16 protein-coding genes and 1 tRNA gene are annotated in these 18,427 nt (G+C 71.1%); 12 read left to right on the forward strand and 5 right to left on the reverse strand.

From position 1 onward, the window contains the following. The first annotated feature begins 75 nt into the window (after positions 1-75). Entirely contained in the window at positions 76-267 is a 192-nt protein-coding gene (locus ACFWYM_RS26705) for a hypothetical protein (RefSeq protein WP_384842292.1), read from the forward strand. Between the two features lie 18 nt (positions 268-285). On the opposite strand, the gene ACFWYM_RS26710 is transcribed toward ACFWYM_RS26705, so the two are convergent. Next, entirely contained in the window at positions 286-1,677 is a 1,392-nt protein-coding gene (locus tag ACFWYM_RS26710; protein ID WP_384842295.1) for an ABC1 kinase family protein, read from the reverse strand. A 41-nt stretch (positions 1,678-1,718) separates the two neighbouring features. After that, complete coding sequence (locus tag ACFWYM_RS26715; protein WP_384842298.1) at positions 1,719-2,852, reverse strand: TOMM precursor leader peptide-binding protein; 1,134 nt, start codon at positions 2,850-2,852, stop codon at positions 1,719-1,721. 202 nt (positions 2,853-3,054) lie between these two features. Between ACFWYM_RS26715 and ACFWYM_RS26720 the strand changes: the two genes are divergently transcribed. The 4 genes from ACFWYM_RS26720 (at position 3,055) to ACFWYM_RS26735 (ending at position 6,976) form a co-directional block, all read left to right on the forward strand. Further along, positions 3,055-3,651: a M48 family metallopeptidase gene (locus tag ACFWYM_RS26720; RefSeq protein WP_384842301.1), complete on the forward strand. Its 597-nt coding sequence runs from the start codon at positions 3,055-3,057 to the stop codon at positions 3,649-3,651. A gap of 118 nt (positions 3,652-3,769) precedes the next feature. Next, positions 3,770-5,512, forward strand: coding sequence for a TerD family protein (locus tag ACFWYM_RS26725; RefSeq protein WP_384842304.1), 1,743 nt, complete (start codon positions 3,770-3,772; stop codon positions 5,510-5,512). Positions 5,513-5,523: 11 nt separating this feature from the next. Next, positions 5,524-6,204 carry an AIM24 family protein gene (locus ACFWYM_RS26730; protein ID WP_384842308.1) on the forward strand — a complete coding sequence of 227 codons (681 nt, stop codon included), beginning with the start codon at positions 5,524-5,526 and terminating at the stop codon, positions 6,202-6,204. Between the two features lie 16 nt (positions 6,205-6,220). Continuing rightward, positions 6,221-6,976 (forward strand): AIM24 family protein, encoded by a 756-nt coding sequence (locus ACFWYM_RS26735; RefSeq protein WP_384842311.1) that lies wholly within the window; start codon positions 6,221-6,223, stop codon positions 6,974-6,976. Positions 6,977-7,087: 111 nt separating this feature from the next. On the opposite strand, the gene ACFWYM_RS26740 is transcribed toward ACFWYM_RS26735, so the two are convergent. Continuing rightward, the gene (locus tag ACFWYM_RS26740; protein ID WP_384842314.1) at positions 7,088-7,624 is read right to left on the reverse strand and encodes an NUDIX hydrolase; all 537 of its coding nucleotides are present in this window, start codon (positions 7,622-7,624) and stop codon (positions 7,088-7,090) included. Next, positions 7,621-9,069 (reverse strand): zinc-dependent metalloprotease, encoded by a 1,449-nt coding sequence (locus ACFWYM_RS26745; RefSeq protein ID WP_384842317.1) that lies wholly within the window; start codon positions 9,067-9,069, stop codon positions 7,621-7,623. The genes ACFWYM_RS26740 and ACFWYM_RS26745 overlap by 4 nt, the downstream gene beginning before the upstream one ends. Before the next feature lie 191 nt (positions 9,070-9,260). On the opposite strand from ACFWYM_RS26745, the gene ACFWYM_RS26750 reads away from it, so the two are divergent. From ACFWYM_RS26750 to ACFWYM_RS26765, 4 genes are all read left to right on the forward strand, one after another. Continuing rightward, complete coding sequence (locus ACFWYM_RS26750) at positions 9,261-10,373, forward strand: SDR family oxidoreductase (protein ID WP_384842320.1); 1,113 nt, start codon at positions 9,261-9,263, stop codon at positions 10,371-10,373. Between the two features lie 184 nt (positions 10,374-10,557). Continuing rightward, a complete protein-coding gene (locus tag ACFWYM_RS26755) occupies positions 10,558-11,019 on the forward strand; it encodes a molybdenum cofactor biosynthesis protein MoaE (protein ID WP_384842323.1) in 462 nt (153 codons plus the stop codon). Positions 11,020-11,164: 145 nt separating this feature from the next. Further along, on the forward strand, positions 11,165-11,374 hold the full coding sequence (locus ACFWYM_RS26760) for a hypothetical protein (protein WP_384842326.1): 210 nt from the start codon (positions 11,165-11,167) through the stop codon (positions 11,372-11,374). A gap of 111 nt (positions 11,375-11,485) precedes the next feature. Further along, positions 11,486-12,574, forward strand: a complete 1,089-nt coding sequence (locus tag ACFWYM_RS26765; protein ID WP_384842329.1) for a PDZ domain-containing protein — start codon at positions 11,486-11,488, stop codon at positions 12,572-12,574. Positions 12,575-12,641: 67 nt separating this feature from the next. Here ACFWYM_RS26765 and ACFWYM_RS26770 read toward each other — a convergent pair whose 3' ends face one another. Further along, positions 12,642-13,184 (reverse strand): PPA1309 family protein, encoded by a 543-nt coding sequence (locus tag ACFWYM_RS26770; RefSeq protein WP_384842332.1) that lies wholly within the window; start codon positions 13,182-13,184, stop codon positions 12,642-12,644. 165 nt (positions 13,185-13,349) lie between these two features. On the opposite strand from ACFWYM_RS26770, the gene ACFWYM_RS26775 reads away from it, so the two are divergent. The 3 genes from ACFWYM_RS26775 to ACFWYM_RS26785 all read left to right on the forward strand — a co-directional run bounded on the left by ACFWYM_RS26775 (position 13,350) and on the right by ACFWYM_RS26785 (position 18,402). After that, positions 13,350-16,235, forward strand: a complete 2,886-nt coding sequence (locus ACFWYM_RS26775) for a UPF0182 family protein (RefSeq protein ID WP_384842640.1) — start codon at positions 13,350-13,352, stop codon at positions 16,233-16,235. Positions 16,236-16,287: 52 nt separating this feature from the next. Further along, positions 16,288-16,361, forward strand: a tRNA-Met gene (locus ACFWYM_RS26780). A gap of 259 nt (positions 16,362-16,620) precedes the next feature. Beyond that, complete coding sequence (locus ACFWYM_RS26785) at positions 16,621-18,402, forward strand: tetratricopeptide repeat protein (protein WP_384842335.1); 1,782 nt, start codon at positions 16,621-16,623, stop codon at positions 18,400-18,402. The last annotated feature ends 25 nt before the right edge of the window (positions 18,403-18,427 follow it).

The following is an 18,427-nucleotide window of genomic DNA, read 5'->3' on the forward strand; positions in this document are numbered from 1 at the left end:
GGCCGGTCCGAACGGACCGGCCCCCGCGGTGCGTTGTGCCGGGCGAACCTCCGGCAGCGGCGATATGGTCGCCGAGTGGACCAGCAGCACGCTCAACCCGCGGGCGCCGAGGACCTTGTCTGCTCCCGCTGTGGCACGGTCGCCGACGGCACGCCGCCGACCTGGACCTGCTCCGTCGAGAACGGAACCCGTCGCTATTTCTGCGACACCTGTGCCCGCGCCAACATCAGAGCCATCGAGGGCCGGCTCGACTCGGCCTGGTGGTGACGGAGCGGGCGACCCCGCTCAGGCTTCGGCCGCCGGCTCCTCCACCACCGCGCTGAACTCGCCCTCGTCCGCGTCCTCGTCGTCCGGGCCCGGGGCGAAGCCCGGCATCCACTCCTCCAGCTCGTCCCGCATCCGCACCGTCGCGCCCAGCTGACAGAGCACCCCGATCGTGCTCAACGTCACACGGTGGATGAGTAGATACGACGGCGGCAGGTTGAGCCGCTTGCCCAACTGGTAGGCGGGGGACCGGGGATCGGCCACCCGCGCCGCCTGGCTGCGCATCCAGCCCCGGGTGAAGGTGAACTCGTCCACCTGCGCGGGCTCGATGATCGGCAGCAGGTAGTCGAGGACCGCGTCCGGCTCCAGGTCGACCGACTCCTTGACGAAGCCCTCCTCGCACAGCAGGTCGTAGACCGCATTGGCCTCGCCCTCGAGGGTCATCCGCAGGGATTCGCCGATCGTCTCCGGCAGGCCGCCGGGCAACCGGTCCACTGTGCCGAAGTCCAGCACACCGAGCCGCCAGCCGCCCTTCTCACCGGGCAGCAGGCGGAAGTTGCCCGGATGCGGGTCGGCGTGCAGCAGGCCGGTGCGGGCCGGGCCGGAGAAGAGGAAGCGGGTGAGGAGCTGGCCCGCGCTGTCCCGCTGTTCCTGCGTGCCGTCCGCGATCACCTCTGCCAGCGGGACGCCGTCCATCCACTCGGTCACCAGGACCTGGTCGCACTGGAAGACGACGTGGGGCACCACCACATCGGGGTCGTCCGCGAACTCCTCCGCGTGGGCGCGCTGGGCCTGTGCCTCCAAGTCGTAGTCGAGCTCCTCGGAGACGCGGTCGCGCAGCTCCGAGATGAGCGGCTTGATGTCCATGCCGGGGACCAGCGGGCCCAGGAGCCGGGCGAATCGGCTGAGTTGGTTCAGGTCCGAGAGCAGCGCCTCGCCCGCGCCGGGGTACTGCACCTTGACGGCGACCTCGCGGCCGTCCTCCCACACCGCGCGGTGGACCTGCCCTATGGACGCGGCCGCCGCGGGCTTGTCCTCGAACTCCTGGAAGTGCTCGCGCCAGGTCCCGCCCATCCGCTCCTCGAGCACGGAGTGCACCGTGCGGGTCGGCATCGGCGGCGCCGCCTCCTGCAGCTTGGTCAGCGCGGCGCGGTAGGGGCCGGCCACCTCCTCCGGCAGCGCGGACTCGAAGACCGAGAGCGCCTGGCCGAACTTCATGGCCCCGCCCTTGAGCTCGCCGAGCACCTTGAACAGCTGGTCCGCCGTGCGCTGTTGGAGCTCACGCCCGACGATCTCCGCCGACTTGCCACCGATCCGTTTGCCAAGCCCCCAGGTCGCCCGCCCGGCGAAGCCGAGCGGCAGCGCTGCCAACTTGGCGGTACGGGTGACCGCCTTCCGGGGAAGATCAGACATGCGCCCCTCCAAAACCCAGACAGCCGTGCCTCGTCAGGCGGTTACCGGACCATTGTGTCGTGCGGCTCCTCGGCTCCGGAGGTGTGTTCACCCTTACCTTGCTCAGCCGCACCGCACGGGCACTCCGGATGCGTGGGCACCGGCCGGGCATGCCAGTCGAAACCAGGCACCGACGCCTCCCAGCGCACCCCCGCGCTCGCCGCTGCCGTCCCGTCGAGAAACGCCAGCGCATGTGCCGCGGCGAGGCCGCCGACGGTGGTGGCGAGGGCCAGGTCACAGGCGGGCACATGGCGGGCGTGCCCCGAGCGCCACTGGGCCGACATCCGCGCCCAGGTGGGATCCCGGCGCACCCGGTCCCGGTCCAGACAGCCCGCGCAGGCCGTGGCTCCGGGCAGGACCAGCGGCCCCACCAGGCCCGTGGCCTCGACCACACCCGCGTACAGATGCGGGATCCCCGAGGAGACGAGGGGCTCGGCGGCGGCCGGGTCGGGGGCGTGGGCGTCCAGCCCGTCGCGTGGCGCGATGATCACGAGGGAGAGCCCCTGCTCACCGGGGTCGCCCGTGGGCCGCCGCGGTGGGCTCCCCGGGGCGCAGCGCCGCACGAGCCGTTGCGCGGAGGTGTCCCTGCGCTCCCCGACGGATTCGACGGGCAGCCCGCCCGGCGCCACGTCCCACGGCTCGACACAGCCCCCGTCCATCACATCCACCAGCCCCACGCCCGCCCCCGACAGCACCGCCGCCACCACCGAGCCCACCCGCCCGGCTCCCTGCACCCGCACCCGCATGGCCCGGCGCGCCGCCAACTTCCGCATGCCGTCGCCGGGTTCGGACGTGATCACCGACAGCGACGCCAGGTCGGGGCGCAGCCGGTCGAGCACCGGTTGCCGTTTGCGCAGGGCCTCGGCGTCCGGGCCCCCGCCCCGCGAGTCGTCGAGGAGCCCGGCGCGGGTCAACCGCCGCACCAGCTGATCCACATGGCCGTCCGGCAGGCCCATCCGCCGGCCCTCCTCGCGCAGCAGTGGCAAGCCGCGGGTGCCGTCCAGGAGGGAGAGGAAGCTGCCCGTCGCCGTGTCCACCGGGCCGAGCACCAGCGCATGCGCCGGCGCCACCCCGAACTGCACGGTGCTCAGGTCCCGCCAGCCGCGCCGCAGCGCCGGTTTCAAGATCGGATACATGGTCGTCCCCCGTCGCACTCCGGCGCTGCCCCCGATCGCCTCGCCGGTCGATTGCCAGAATGCCCGTTCCGTCCGGGAGTCGCCGAACGTTGTCCACAGGCTGGGGATATTCGTCGTACTAATCCAGCGCACGGGGAGTGGATCGGCAGCGAACCGTCCCGGAGGCGGGACTTCCCCCATGTCCAGCGGGTAACGTCGGGGCGTGCCCGCCGACCCACTGCACCGCGCCGGAAATCCACAGCGCAGCACGACCAGCCCGCCGTCAGGCGGCTCGGGAGTGAGCGCGGTCGAGGTACGCAGAAGCGCACGCCGACGGAGAACGGTATCCGCGTACCGCGAGGGCGATCGCACCGTGGTCCTCATCCCCGCCCGGATGTCCGAGGCGGAGGAGCAGCGCTGGGTCAACGTCATGCTCGACAAGCTCGCGGCGCAGGAGAGCAAGCGGGTCCTCGGTGACACCGAGCTCGCGGAGCGTGCCGAGCTGCTGTCCAGCCAGTACTTCGAGGGTCGCGCGCGGCCGAAGTCGGTGCGCTGGGTCACCAATCAGAACACGCGCTGGGGTTCGTGCACGCCGTCCGAGGGCAGCATCCGCCTCTCGCACCGGCTGCAGGGCATGCCGGAGTACGTCGTGGACTATGTCCTCGTCCATGAGCTGGCCCACCTTCTCGTCCCCGGTCACGGCCCCCGGTTCTGGCGGCTCCTCGACGCGTATCCGCGCACCGAGCGGGCCCGCGGATATCTGGAGGGAGTGGTCGCTGCCGACCGGCTGCCGCATCTGCCCGCGGCCCGCGAAGAATGACCGACCACCGTCTTGCGGTGGTTCTGTACCGGGTCTGTACCGGCGTCGTCCGGTGTCGGTGTTTGCGGTTAGCCTGGCGCGACGCATTCACCATCGGGATGGGGGACGGTCGTTACGTATGGCCAGGGAATTCCAACGCGGCCACAAGGCCAGGATCAGTGACCTCACCGCAGGTACGGATCTGTACGTAGGCGTGCAGATCTCGGCGCCGGGGCTGACCTTCGACATCAGCTGCTTCGGCCTTGACGCGAGCGAACGGCTCTCGGACGACCGCTATTTCGTCTTCTTCAACCAGCCGAAGTCGCCCGAGGAGTCCATCCAGCTCCTCGGCGAGCAGGCCGGTGACACCGAGTCGTTCCGCGTCACCCTCGACCGGATCCCGCAGCAGATCCAGAAGCTGTCGTTCACCGCGACCATCGACGGCGCCGGCCAGATGTCGCAGATCGCCCCCGGTTACATCCGGATCGTCGCGGGTGGCGAGGAGGTGGCCCGGTACTCCTTCAACGGCGCCGAGTTCTCCACCGAGCGCGCGGTGATGCTGGGCGACTTCTACCTGAAGGACGTCTGGCGGTTCGCCGCGGTCGGCCAGGGCTTCGACGGCGGACTCGACGCGCTCCTGAAGAACTTCGGCGGCGAGGTCGCCGAGGAAGAGCCCGCCGCGCAGCAGCCGCAGGCCGGGGCACCGTCCTTCGCGCCGCCCGCCCAGGCCACCGCGCCGCCCGCGTTCGGCGCCCCCGGTGGCGGCGCCCCCGCCCCGGCTCCCGCCGCGCCCGCCCCGGCTCCCGCCGCGCCCGCCCCGGTTCCGGCCGCCCCGGCCCCCGCTCCCGCGCAGTCCTTCGCACCGCCCCAGGGCGCGACCCCGCCGCCCGCCCCGGCTCCGAACGACCCGTCGGTGCACGCCGCACAGACCATCGTGGCGCCCATGAATCCGCCGGGCGGGGCGACGCCGCCCCCGCCGCCTCCCGGATACGGCCAGCCCGGTCAGCAACAGCCCCCGCAGCAGCCGCAGTTCGGCCAGGTCCCGGGCCAGACCCCGCCGCCGCCCCCGGGCTACGGCCAGCCCGCCGCCCCGCCGCCTCCTGGATACGGCCAGCCCCAGGGGCAGTTCCCCGGCCAGGCCGCCCCGCCCGGAGCCCCGTACGGACAGCCGCAGGGCGCGCCGCCCGGAGTCCCGCAGGGGATGCCGCAGGGCGGCGGCGCCCCGGGTGTGGCCGCCGCGCTCGCCGCCTACCGCGAGGCCCCGACGGGGCAGCGCTGGACGCCGCAGAACAAGAAGATGGTCCGCGTCGACCTCGGCGTCAGCGAGCAGCCCGTGCTCGCGCGACAGGGCAGCATGGTGCTCTACCAGGGCAAGGTCGAATTCAGCTACAAGGGCGCCGGGTTCGCCGGCCGCATCGTGGGCAACGCCACCGGCCAGGAGATGCAGCTCATGCGCTGCTCCGGCCGCGGCCAGGTCTTCTTCGCCGAAGAGGGCACCCACCTGCACCCCATCGAGCTCCAGGGAGACGCGATCTGCGTCTCGGCGGAGAGCGTCCTCGCCTTCGACGAGACGCTGCAGTACGAGGTCCGCCGGATCGAGGGGCACGGCATCCCCGGAGGCGCGCTCTTCGTCATGCAGTTCCAGGGGAGCGGCACCGTCGTCGTGAAGACGCACGGCGTGCCCATCGTCCTGCCCGTCACGCCCACGACCTTCGCCGACTGCCACGCCGTGGTCGCCTGGTCGGCGGCGGCGCAGGCGATCGTCTCCAGCCAGGTGCGCCTGCGTGCCAACGCCTACGCGGGCTCCACGGGGGAGAGCGTGAACCTCCAATTCCGGGGCGCACCGGGCAATTTCATCATCGTCCAGCCGTACGAGGTCTGAGGGAGCCCGTCATGAATCAGCAGCTCGCGGGCTTTGCCCCGGCACCCGTCTCCGCCCGCATGGAGAACCACGGCAACCACATGGTCAAGGTGGCCATGCAGACCGGGAACGACCTCCTCGCGCGCGTGGGGTCGATGGTCGCCTACGAAGGGTTCGTGCAGTACGAGCCCAACCCGCCCGCCGTCCGCCAGATCGCACGCGACTGGATCACCGGCGAGGGCGCCCCGTTGATGAAGTGCACCGGAGACGGCCTCCTCTATCTCGCCGACTACGGAGCGGATGTCGTCGTCATCAACCTGGCGGGCGACTCCCTGTCGGTGAACGGCACCAACCTCCTCGCCCTCGACGCGTCCCTGCAGTGGGGCGTCGAGCGGGTCAAGGGCCTGGCCAAGTTCGCCGGACAGGGCCTGTGGAACATCAAGATCTCCGGCCAGGGCTGGGTCGCGCTGACCTCCCGCGGCACCCCGATCGTCGTCGACTGCGGCCGCGGCGAGGACGAGACGTACGTCGACCCGGACGCGCTGGTCGCCTGGTCACCGAACCTGAAGGTGAAGGGCAAGCGCAGCTTCAAGGCGGGCTCGCTCATCGGGCGCGGCAGCGGGGAGGCGTACCAGATGGGCTTCTCCGGAGAGGGCATCGTCGTCGTACAGCCCAGCGAGGACAGCACCGACCGTCTCCGAGCCCGGGGCTGAGGGGGAGCAACAAGCCATGCAGAGCACACTTTTCGCGCATGCCGAGCAGCAGACGCAGGAGCGCTACTCCGTCCAGAACCCGCAGATGCTGCGGGTCGCCCTGGAGGGCCACGACGACGTCCTGGCCCGCAAGGGGGCGATGGTCGCCTATCAGGGCCTGATCGAGTTCGACGCCGAGTACCAGAGCCAGGGCCAGCAGCGGGCCCGCGCCCACACCGGCGAGGGCCTGGACCTGATGCGCTGCCACGGCCAGGGCACGGTCTACCTCGCCAACCTCGCGCAGTACATCCACGTCGTCGACGTGGACCAGGACGGCCTCACCGTGGACAGCAGCTATGTCCTGGCCCTCGACTCGTCGCTGACCCACCAGGTCATCGCCGTGGACAGCCAGTACGGCATCTCCGGCTCCGGCAAGTACCAGCTCAACATCACCGGGCGCGGCAAGGTCGCCCTGATGACCTCGGGCCAGCCGCTGATGCTGCAGGTCACGCCGGAGCGGTATGTGAACGCGGACGCGGACGCGATCGTGGCCTGGTCCAACGGCCTGCGGGTGCAGATGCAGGCGCAGACGCACTCCACGGGCGTGTGGCGCCGCCGCGGCAACACGGGTGAGGGCTGGGAGCTCAGCTTCATGGGCCAGGGCTACGCGCTGGTGCAGCCCAGCGAGATGCTGCCGCCGCAGAACGCCATGATCGGGCAGGGCATGCGTGCCCAGTACGGCATGGGGCAGCAGGGCGCCCGGGGGCAGAACCAGGGCAACGTCTGGAGCTAGTACGGCAGTTGCGGACATGCGTAACAGCCACGGACATGCGTAAGGGGCGACCGCCAATGGCAGTCGCCCCTTACGCATGCAAAGGAATGAGCACGCTCTGGAAGAGGACGGTCAGAGCCTCGAGAGCGTGGCCTCCACCAGGCGTACCACCGACTCGTCGGCCACCCCCGCCACCTCGTCGTACGCGAACCAGCGCAGGTCCAGGGACTCGTCGCTGATCTCCGCCTCGGCGCCCGCCGGGGCCAGCGCCGCGTACTGCACGTCGAGGTGCTGGGTGCACGGCCCCGGGATCGGATGCCGGTCGAGGCGGACCGGGCCGCCCGGCAGCAGCGTGAGCCCCGCGACGCCGGACTCCTCGGTCGCCTCACGCAGCGCGGCGGCCGCGAGGGTCGGGTCGCCCGGCTCGCAGTGGCCGCCCATCTGGAGCCACATCTGCAGCTTCTTGTGCAGCGTGAGCAGCACGCGCCCGCGTACCGGATCGATGACCAGCGCGCTCGCGGTCACATGGCCGTCCGTGCACGCCTTCCACATGCCGTCCTCGGGGTGGGCCGCCAGGTGGGCCAGGTAGGACTCGCGCAGCTCCTGCTGTCCCGGCGCCGTGTTCTCGTAGCCCTTCAGTACGAGGGCCGCGTCGTCGTACAGGCTCACTTGCCGTTGTCGTCCTCGTCGTCGCTCTTGGGGGCGTCGTCCTTGGAGAGGTCCGGCTTGCCGGAGCCGCCGCCCGCCGCCTCGCCCAGCATCTTGTCCAGCTCGGAGAAGTCCAGCTGCTCGCGGTGGACGAAGCCGTCCGGGTCGTCCAGGTCCGTGGCGGTGGGGAGCATGTCGGGGTGCTCCCACAGGCCGTCGCGGCCGTCGACGCCGCGCGCGTCCGTGAGTGAGGCCCACAGGCGCGAGGCGTCCCGCAGACGGCGCGGGCGCAGCTCCAGGCCGATCAGGGTCGCGAAGGTCTGCTCGGCGGGGCCGCCCGTCGCCCGGCGGCGGCGCAGTGTCTCGCGCAGCGCGTCGGCCGACGAGAGGCGCGGCTTGGCGGCGGCGTGGACCACCGCGTCCACCCAGCCCTCCACGAGCGCGAGAGCCGTCTCCAGGCGCGCCAGGGCGGCCTTCTGCGCGGGGGTGTCCTCCGGCTGGAACATGCCCTGCTGGAGCGCCTGCTGGAGCTCCTCGGGGTTCTGCGGGTCGAACTGGCCGACCACGTCCTCCAGCTTGGCGGTGTCGACCTTGATCCCGCGCGCGTACCCCTCGACGGCGCCGAAGAGGTGCGAGCGCAGCCACGGCACATGGGCGAAGAGCCGCTGGTGGGCGGCCTCGCGCAGCGCCAGGTAGAGGCGGACCTCCTCCTGGGGGACGCCCAGGTCCTTGCCGAACGCCTCCACGTTCACCGGCAGCAGGGCGGCCTTGCCGGAGGGGCCGAGCGGCAGGCCGATGTCGGTGGAGCCGACGACCTCGCCCGCGAGCACGCCCACGGCCTGCCCGATCTGCTGGCCGAACATGGCGCCGCCCATGGACTTCATCATGCCGATCAGCGGGCCCGCCATGGCCTGCATCTCCTCGGGCAGCACGTCGCCCATCGCCAGGCCCACGCGCTCGGCCACCGGGTCGACGAGCTCCTTCCACACCGGGAGGGTCGCCTCGACCCACTCCGCGCGGGACCAGGCCACGGCCGAGCCGGAGCCCGAGGGCAGCGACGTCGCGTCGTCCAGCCAGAGGTCGGCGAGGCGCACGGCCTCCTCGACGGCGGAGCGCTCGGCGGGGCCGACGCTCGCGTCCTTGGTGCCGTCAGGGGTGCCCTGGGCGACCGTCTGGCGGGCGATGTCCTTGGCCATGTCCCAGTTCACCGGGCCGCCCTCGTACGAGAGCATCTGGCCGAGCTGCTGGAAGGCGGCCCCCAGGTCGTTCGGGTTCATCGAACCGAACATCGCGGCGAAAGGATTGTCCCCGCCGCCCGGACCGCCCGCACCGGGCAGGCCGAAGCCGAAGGGGTTCGCGGGGCCACCTGCGCCCTGTTCCCCTCCGGGGGTGTCCTTCTTCTTGCCCTCGTCGCCGTTCTCCGGCTCCTCCGGCGGAAGGCCGAATCCGAATGGGGTGTCACTCACGGGATTCCTCGGCTCGTAGGGCCGCCGGATGACTTCCGGCGGCGGCTGCCCGACAACACCCTCCAGCGTAGACACCGTGGCGGGTTCGGGCCTCGGTGCTTCGCCGTCTCGGGGCCTGCGGCAGGATGGATGCCACCTGGTACGTACGCGTCATTCACGTACGTACTGAAGACAACCGCTGGAGACGCCCGGTGAGTTCCCCAGATCCACAGGTTCGCGCAGCGCGAAACCTCTCAACCCCAGCCGGTGTGCGCGGCCCCGTCGTGGCCGTCACCGGTGCCGCGTCCGGTGTGGGCGCGCTGCTGGTGGAGCGGCTCGCGGCCGCCGAAGAGATCAAACTGGTCGTGGCCATCGACGAGCGCCGGGGCGAGTGCGCCCAGGCGCAGTGGCAGATCCTGGACGTCCGGGACCCGGCGATCGCGGAGAAGCTGCGCGGCGTGGACGTCGTGGTGCACCTCGCGCTCGACCTCGATCTGGAGACCGACGCCGCGGCCCGCACCGCGTACAACGTACGGGGCACCCAGACCGTGCTGACCGCTGCCGCCGCCGCGGGGGTCCACCGCGTCGTCCTGTGCACGTCGGCGATGGTCTACGGAGCGCTCGAGGACAACGAACTCCCTCTCTCCGAAGACGCCGAACTGCGGGCGACCGCCGAGGCCACGGGCGTCGGCGACCTCCTGGAGGTCGAGCGGCTCGCCCGCCGCGCACCTCGCGCGCACCCCGGCCTGAACGTGACCGTGGTCCGCCCCGCCATCCTGGTCGGCGGCACGGACACGGCCCTGACCCGCTACTTCGAGTCACCGCGCCTCCTTGTCGTGGCCGGCTCGCACCCCGCCTGGCAGTTCTGCCACGTCGAGGACCTGTGCAGCGCCCTGGAGTACGCCGTCCTGGAGAAGGTCGAGGGGGAGCTTGCCGTGGGCTGCGACGGCTGGCTCGAACAAGAAGAGGTCGAGGAGCTCAGCGGCATCCGCCGCATGGAGCTGCCGTCCACCGTCGCGCTCGGCGCCGCGGCCCGGCTGCACCGCATCGGTCTCACCCCGTCCCCGGCCGGTGACCTGGCGTACACGATGTACCCCTGGGTCGTCAGCGGGAGCAGGCTGCACGACGCCGGGTGGCGGCCGCAGTGGACCAACGAGGAGGTCCTCGCCGAGCTCCTGGAGGAGGTCGCGGGGCGCCGGACGGTGGCCGGGCGCCGCCTCGGCCGCAAGGACGCGACGGCGGCGGGCGCCGCGGGTGCGACGGTCGCGCTGCTGGGCGCGGCGGCGGTGGTGCGCAGGGCGCGCAAGGCGCGGCGCCGGATCTGAGGGCGGTTCTGCGGGGAAGCGGAAGGAAGTGGGGGGCGGGAGCCGGGAGGCGCTCAGGGAAGGGGCCGGGCGGGACGGGAAAGGGGCCGGGCGGGGGTCCTGTAGGGAGCTCCAATGCGGCACGCGCGCGTGCCGGGTGAAACGGCTATTCCGTGATGTCCGTGCCGTGCGGCACCATGGCGGCATGGCACGCACCACGTTCGACCACCCCGGCGAGCAGGCAGCACAGGACCCCATCCGGCTGCTTGCCATCCGTGACACCCCGCTCTCCCTGGACGAGGTCTTCCAGGCCGCCGGCGACGACGCGGCGGGCGGCACGGCGCTCTTCGTCGGCACCGTGCGCAACCACGACGGGGGCGCGGACGTGGCCGAGCTGGGCTACTCCAGCCACCCCACCGCCGAGGCCGAGATGCGCCGCGTGGCCGAGAAGGTCGTCGCCGAATTTCCGGTACGGGCGCTGGCCGCCGTCCACCGGGTGGGCGACCTGGCCGTGGGCGACCTCGCGGTGGTCGTCGCGGTCTCGTGTCCGCATCGCGCGGAGGCGTTCGCGGCCTGCCGCAAGCTGATCGACGACCTCAAGCACGAAGTGCCGATCTGGAAGCACCAGCGGTTCTCCGATGGCAATGAGGAATGGGTCGGCGCGTAGGGCCTCGCCTGCTGAAGGTCGAAGTCCATACCGCCAGAAGGTCGTTCCGGTTGCGTAACCCGACCCCTGCCGTGAGCGTTGAGAAGGCGGATGGTTAATCTGCTGATCGGTCAGTTCTGGTTGCTCGTGGGGTCGGGAGGTCGATGTGGCGGCACTTGCCTGGCTGCTGATTCCGCTTCTGGCTGCGGTCGGCGCGGGCCTGTGGGGGAGCTGGGCGGCGCGTAACCGCAAGACCGGTGACGTCACGGAGCTCAACGGCTACGCGGCCTTCCGCGAGGCGATGGAGAAGTCCCAGGCGCCGGACCACGCCGCCAGGACCCCCGCCCACTCGGGCTCCGGCACCGACGCCGCCTGAGCACCGAAGCAGTCCGGGCCACGACGCGGCCTGAGCCCCGACGGAGGCGGTCGGCCCCGTACGGACCGGCCCCACAGGTGCGTTGACAGACCCGTCCCGTACTGTCGTTCCATGCCACGCCGCACTGCGACGATGCTCGCCTCCACCCTCATGCTGATCGCGCTGCTCTGCGCGGGAGTGCTCATCAAGGTCCCGTACTCGGAGATGTCCCCGGGCCCCACCGTGAACACCCTCGGGGACCACGACGGCGAGCCGGTGCTGCAGATCTCCGGCCGCAAGACGTACTCGACGACCGGTCACCTCAACATGACGACGGTCCGGGTCACCAGCGCCGACTACAACATGAACCTCGCGGAGGCGGTCTACGGCTGGATCGCCCACGACAACATCGTGGTGCCGCACGACACCCTCTACCCGGACGGGAAGACGGAGCAGCAGTCCAGCCAGGAGAACGCCGAGGAGTTCAGCCAGTCCCAGGAGAGCGCCAAGGTCGCCGCCCTGAAGGAGCTGGGCATCCCGGTGAAGTCGCAGGTCATCGTCTCGACGGTGGTCAAGGGCGACCCGGCCGAGGGCAGGCTGCACGCGGGCGACGTGATCAAGGCGGTGGACGGAAAGCCCGTCAAGAAGATGACGGACGTGGCGAAGCTGGTCACCCAGCACAAGCCGGGCGAGAAGGTCACCTTCACCATCGTGCCGGTCAAGGAGGCGGCCGCCGCCGAGAAGGCGAACAAGGAGCCGACCAAGACCGAGGACGTCACGATCACCACGAAGAAGGCGGACAAGGGCGACCGCGCCATCGTAGGCATCCAGGCGGGGACGGACCACACCTTCCCGTTCACGATCGACATCAAGCTCGCCGACGTCGGCGGGCCCAGCGCCGGGCTGATGTTCGCCCTCGGCATCGTCGACAAGCTGACGCCCGAGGACCTCACCGGCGGCAAGTTCGTGGCGGGCACCGGCACGATCGACGACAGCGGCAAGGTCGGCCCGATCGGCGGCATCGAGATGAAGACGGTCGGCGCCCGCGAGAAGGGGGCGCAGTACTTCCTGACGCCCAAGGAGAACTGCGCGGCCGCCGCGAAGGACGTCCCCGACGGCCTCACGCTGGTCAAGGTCCACACCATCGACGACGCGGTCAAGGCGCTGAAGGACATCCGCAAGGGAGACACCGCCGGCCTGCCGCAGTGCACCAAGGGCTGAGGCCAGGGCCATGACGCGGAGCCGTACGCGGGCGGGGGCGACCCCACCCGCGTACGCGCGTCCGGAGCTACTCCGCGAACGTGGCGGCGAGCGCGTCCGCGAGACCCGGCACCAGGTCGGAGCCCGTGAGGACCTCCGTGGGCGAGTCCTTCTCGCGCAGCCGCAGCGCCGACTCACGGGCGCCGTCACGGAGCACCGCGACGGTCATGCGGACCTCCTGGCGGTCGGGGTGCTTCGCCACCCACTTCGCGAGCTGAGCCTCGCTCAGGCCGTCGGGGACGGACGTCTCGGCGGACGGCGGCAGCATCAGGCGCTCCACGGTGAGGGCGCAGCCCGCCACCGCGTCCGGCCAGGCGATGGTGCCGAGGAACTCGTCCAGCGCCTTGTCCGCGGGGATCTCGTCCTGCTCGATGGGGGTGTAGCCGGCGTGCTCCACGCCGTCGTCGAGGCCGAGCTGGGAGGCGAGGCCGGGTTCCTGGGTGCGCAGCCGCGCCGTGTCGACGAGGGCGAAGAGGCGTGCGGGCCGGTCCCAGCCGAGGCCGGAGGCGTACTCGTCGAGTTCGAGTACGGCCCGGGTGAGGGGGCTCGCTGCCATGGGAGTGTTGGACATGGTCACAATCCTGCCTCGTTAGTCCCCGGAAACGGGAACCGAGTAAAGCGTGAGTAAGTTGCATAGGTGAGGGTCCGCGATCACGGGGGCCTGACCGACAACGGACCATCACGGATCCTCAACGGATCAACAGCGAACTTCGAGGTGCGCACCTTGGCTTTCCAGATGCCGGACCGCGGCGGAGGCCGCGGAGGCCCGACGGGGCCGCGGATCAGAGTGGGGCGGCCCTCCCGTCGCGTCCGGACGCTGCTCATGACGCTCGGCGTCCTGGCGGTTCTCGCCATGGCGTTCGTCATGTTCGCGGGGTTCTGGACGGACTGGCTCTGGTACCGCTCGGTCCACTATTCGTCCGTCTTCACGACGACCCTGTGGACCAAGATCGGCCTGTTCTTCGTCTTCGGCCTGCTGATGGCCGCCGCGGTCGGCGTGAACATCTGGCTGGCCCACCGGCTGCGGCCGCCACTGAGCGCCATGTCGGTGGAGCAGCAGAGCCTCGACCGGTACCGCATGGGCATCGCCCCGTACAAGAAGTGGCTGCTGATCGGGATCACCGCCCTGGTGGGTCTGATCGCCGGTGCCTCCGCCGCGGGGCAGTGGCGCACCTGGCTGCTGTGGGTCAACGGAGTGTCCTTCGGCCAGAAGGACCCCCAGTTCCACATGGACGTGTCCTTCTTCGCGTTCGACCTGCCCTGGTACCGCTTCCTGCTCGGCTTCGGCTTCGCGGCCACGGTCCTCGCGCTCGTCGCCGCCGCGCTCACCCACTACCTGTACGGCGGGCTGCGGATCACCAGCCCCGGCGGGCGGGCCACCGCCGCCGCGACCGGTCACCTCTCGGTGCTGCTCGGCGTCTTCGTGGCGCTCAAGGCCGTCGCGTACTGGCTCGACCGGTACGGCCTCGCGGTGAAGTCCGGTGACTTCAAGGCGACGAGCAACTGGACGGGCCTGCGGTACGTCGACGCGAACGCCTATCTGCCGGCGAAGACGATCCTGTTCTGCATCGCCGTCATCTGTGCCCTGCTCTTCTTCGCGACGCTGTGGCGGCGTACCTGGCAGCTCCCGGTCATCGGCTTCGGCCTGATGGTGCTCTCCGCGATCCTCATCGGCGGCCTGTACCCCGCGATCGTGCAGAAGTTCCAGGTCCAGCCGAACGAGCAGGCCAAGGAAGCGCCGTACATCGAGAAGAACATCGAGGCCACCCGCAACGCCTACGGCATCAGCGGAGTGAAGCCCGAGGACTACAAGGGCGCGGGCAAGGTCGACGAGGACGCCAAGAACAAGCGTGAGGACGCGGACTCGGCCGCCAACTACCGGCTGAACGACCCGAACATCGTCTCGCCGACGTTCCAGCAGCTGGAGCAGGAGCGCAGCTACTACCAGTTCCCGAAGACGCTGGACGTGGACCGCTACAACGGCCAGGACACCATCGTGGGCCTGCGCGAGCTGAACGTGAACAAGCTCGACAAGCGGAACTGGATCAACGACCACTTCGCCTACACCCACGGCTACGGCATGGTCGCCGCCAAGGGCACGGAGACGAAGAAGGGCTCCAAGGGCGCCCCGGACTTCACCGAGTCCGGCCTGCCCACCACCGGCAACCTCGGCGAGTACGAGCAGCGGATCTACTACGGCGAGAAGACGACGCAGTACTCGATCGTGGGCGGGCCCCAGAAGGAGCTCGACTACGAAGAGGACGGCGGCGGCCAGAAGACCTACAGCTACAAGGGCAAGAGCGGGGTCAACCTCTCCAACCCGATCAACCGCGCCGCGTACGCGGTGTCCTTCGGAGAGCCGCAGATCCTGTACTCGGGCGCGATCGGCGAGGGTTCGCGGATCCTCTACAACCGCACCCCCAAGGAGCGCGTCGAGGCGGTGGCGCCCTGGCTGACCATCGACGGCGACGTCTATCCGACCGTGGTCGACGGCCGCATCCAGTGGGTCGTCGACGCGTACACCACGAGCAACGGCTATCCGTACGCCTCGCGGACCACGCTCGGCGACAGCACCGCCGACTCCCTGTCGCAGGCCGACAGCCAGCGCACGGTGATCGCGCAGCAGAACCAGGTCAACTACATCCGGAACTCGGTGAAGGCGACCGTCGACGCGTACACCGGTGACGTCAAGCTCTACACCTGGGACGACAAGGACCCGGTCCTGAAGACCTGGAAGAAGGCGTTCCCGGGCACGGTCAAGGACAAGAGCGAGATCCCGCCGAAGCTGATGGACCACCTGCGCTACCCGCAGGACATGTTCAAGGTGCAGCGCGAACTGCTGACGAAGTACCACGTCACGGACCCCGGCCAGTTCTACAACGCGAGTGACGCCTGGCAGGTGCCGAACGACCCGACCAAGAAGGACCAGAGCGCGGTTCCGCCGTACTACCTGTCCATGAAGTCGCCGGGTCAGACGCAGCAGCAGTTCTCCCTGACGACGACGTTCACGCCCAGTGAGCGGCCGAATCTACGGGCCTTCATGTCGGTCGACGCCGATGCGAGAAGCAAGAACTACGGCAAGATGCAGCTGCTCAGAGTCAGAGGCGACGTCGACGGCCCGGAGCAGGTGCAGAACAAGCTGAACTCCATGACGGAGGTCGGCAACTTCGTCCGCGACATGAAGGGCGCCGACTCCGACGTCCTCTACGGCAATCTGCTGACCGTTCCCCTGGACGACGGCTTCTTGTACGTCGAGCCCGTCTACGTCCAAGGACGCAAGTCGGCGTATCCGCTCCTGAAGAAGGTCGCGGTGTCCTACGGCACGGAGACCGCCTTCGCGGACTCCCTGAGCGACGGCCTCAACCAGGTCTTCGGCGTCGACGGCGGCACCAAGCCGCCGGACGAGGGCGGTGACGAGCCGACCAAGCCGCCGAAGACGAACGACCCGACGGTCAAGGCCGCCCTCGACGACGCCCAGAAGGCGTTCGAGGAGGGCGAGAAGGCCATGAAGGACGGCGACTGGAAGGCGTACGGCGAGGCGCAGGAGCGTCTCCAGGAGGCGCTGCAGCGGGCCGAGGACGCCTCGGACAAGGCCGCGAAGGGCGGTAACAAGGGCGGCTGAGGCCGCCGGGGAAAGCTCCATCTCGTGCCGTGGTACGGTTGCCGCACAACGGCGCGGGGTGGAGCAGCTCGGTAGCTCGCTGGGCTCATAACCCAGAGGTCGCAGGTTCAAATCCTGTCCCCGCTACTGAAGACGAGGGCCCGGATCCTGATCACAGGATCCGGGCCCTCGTCGTTGTGTCCGGGCCGCGTGGGGCGGCCTTGTCGTGGCCTATGCCGATGACCTTGCCACCGGCCCGTGCCTGTTTGTGCGAACCGTGCTCCGCAGGGGGCGAGTTGAGGGATCTGTGTTTCACTTATCTCTCTGTGGGCATGTCGACAAAACGCTGAAGTGACCTCACTGGCTGCGGTATACGAGGTGTACCCAGGTTGCAGGTGGTGCGACGATGGACGTTATGGGGGACAAGGCAACTCTGTTGGAGACAGGGCGGTTTGTGCAGCCGGCCGACCGGGAGGACCCCGGGACGGCCGCGGAGGAGTTGCGGCATCGGATCGCCGCCGAGGCCGGGGACGTCGACGCGATGAGCGTCCTCGGCAGCCTGCTGCTGCGCCGCGGTGATCTCGACGGGGCCGAGTCTCTGCTGCGCGCCGCGACCGCCGAGGGTGACCGCGCCGCGGCCAACAACCTCGGCGTCCTGCTCCACCAGCGCGGCTACGCGGACGAGGCGGCCGGCTGGTGGCGGGTCGCCGCCGTCGCCGGTTCCGCGGCCGCGGCGCACGCGCTCGGGCGCCACCACCGCGAGCGCGGCGACGAGCCCGCCGCCGAGTACTGGCTGCGGCAGTCCGCCGAGCAGGGCCACACCCTCGGTGCGTACGCGCTCGCCGACCTCCTGGAGCACCGCGGCGACGTGGGCTCCGAGCGCTGGATGCGCACCGCCGCCGAGCGCGGCCACCGCGAGGCCGCCTACCGCCTGGCCCGCGCCGTCGACCGGAACGCGAAGCCGGGCCACGGCGAGGCCGAGCGCACCGAGGCCGAGCAGTGGTACCGCCAGGCGGCCGCGCGCGGCCACCGCAGGGCCGCGCTGCACCTCGGCGCGATCCTGGAGCAGCGGGGCGAGCTCAAGGAGGCCGGGCGCTGGTATCTGACGTCCGCCAAGGACGGCGAGTCCCGGGCCGCCTGCGCGCTCGGCTTCCTGCTGCGCGACGCGGGCGACGAGGAGAGCGCCGCCGTCTGGTGGCTGCGGGCCGCCCAGGACGGCGACGGGAACGCGGCGAACGCGCTGGGCGCCCTGCACGCCGAGCGCGGCGAGACCCAGACCGCCGAGCGCTGGTACCGCGCGGCCATGGACGCGGGCGATGTGAACGGCGCGTACAACCTCGGGCTGCTCTGCGCCGAGCAGGGCCGCACCGCGCAGGCCGACCAGTGGTACCGGCGCGCGGCCTACGCCGGCCACCGCGAGGCCGCCAACGCGCTCGCCGTGCTGCTGCTCCAGGGCGGCGACGCGGCCGGTGCCGAGCCGTGGTTCTCCAAGGCCGCCGAGGCGGGCAGCGTGGACGCGGCCTTCAACCTCGGGATCCTGTACGCGAGCCGGGGCGAGGACGACGCCGCCCTGCGCTGGTACGAGCGGGCGGCGGCGGCCGGGCACACCGACGCAGCGCTCCAGGTCGGCACCGCGCGCCTGCGCGACGGCGACGAGCGGGAGGCCGAGCGGCATCTGCGGTGCGCGGCCGGGGGCGGCAGCGCGGAGGCCGCTTACCGCCTCGGGAGCGTGCTCGACGCGCGCCGTCCGCCCGCGGGGGCGCCGGCGCTCGGCGAGAGCGTGGCGGAGAAGTCCGAGTGCGAGGAGTGGTACGAGCGGGCGGCCGAGCAGGGGCACCGGCGCGCGCAGGTCCGGGTCGGGATGCTGGCGGCGGGCCGGGGCGACGTCGTCGAGGCGGCCCGGTGGTACCGCCTGGCCGCGGAGGCGGGCAGCCGGAACGGGGCGTTCAACCTGGGTCTCCTGCTCGCCCGCGAGGGCAGTGAGCCGGAGGCCGCGCTGTGGTGGACGCGGGCCGCTGATGCGGGGCACGGGCGGGCGGCGCTGCGGCTCGCCCTGCTCTACGCGCGTCGGGGAGAGCTTGTGGAAGGGCAGCGGTGGGCCGCACGGGCGGCGGAGCTCGGGCCCGCGGAGGTGTGCGAGCGGGCCACGCGGCTGCGGGACGCGTTGCGGGAGGAGCTGTCCGCGTAGCGGTACGCGGCGGTGCGGGGTGGTG

Origin of the sequence: Streptomyces sp. NPDC059009 (assembly GCF_042740175.1) — a bacterium.
In the GTDB taxonomy this organism is placed as follows: Bacteria; Actinomycetota; Actinomycetes; order Streptomycetales; family Streptomycetaceae; genus Streptomyces.

Bases quoted from the DNA above. Each gene is read 5' to 3' on its own strand.
- ACFWYM_RS26730 (WP_384842308.1), top strand. From the start codon at position 5,524: ATGAATCAGCAGCTCGCGGGCTTTGCCCCGGCACCCGTCTCCGCCCGC.
- ACFWYM_RS26765 (WP_384842329.1), top strand. From the start codon at position 11,486: ATGCCACGCCGCACTGCGACGATGCTCGCCTCCACCCTCATGCTGATC.
- ACFWYM_RS26785 (WP_384842335.1), top strand. From the start codon at position 16,621: ATGGACGTTATGGGGGACAAGGCAACTCTGTTGGAGACAGGGCGGTTT.
- ACFWYM_RS26710 (WP_384842295.1), bottom strand. From the start codon at position 1,677: ATGTCTGATCTTCCCCGGAAGGCGGTCACCCGTACCGCCAAGTTGGCA.
- ACFWYM_RS26725 (WP_384842304.1), top strand. From the start codon at position 3,770: ATGGCCAGGGAATTCCAACGCGGCCACAAGGCCAGGATCAGTGACCTC.
- ACFWYM_RS26715 (WP_384842298.1), bottom strand. From the start codon at position 2,852: ATGTATCCGATCTTGAAACCGGCGCTGCGGCGCGGCTGGCGGGACCTG.
- ACFWYM_RS26755 (WP_384842323.1), top strand. From the start codon at position 10,558: ATGGCACGCACCACGTTCGACCACCCCGGCGAGCAGGCAGCACAGGAC.
- ACFWYM_RS26775 (WP_384842640.1), top strand. From the start codon at position 13,350: ATGCCGGACCGCGGCGGAGGCCGCGGAGGCCCGACGGGGCCGCGGATC.
- ACFWYM_RS26735 (WP_384842311.1), top strand. From the start codon at position 6,221: ATGCAGAGCACACTTTTCGCGCATGCCGAGCAGCAGACGCAGGAGCGC.
- ACFWYM_RS26770 (WP_384842332.1), bottom strand. From the start codon at position 13,184: ATGTCCAACACTCCCATGGCAGCGAGCCCCCTCACCCGGGCCGTACTC.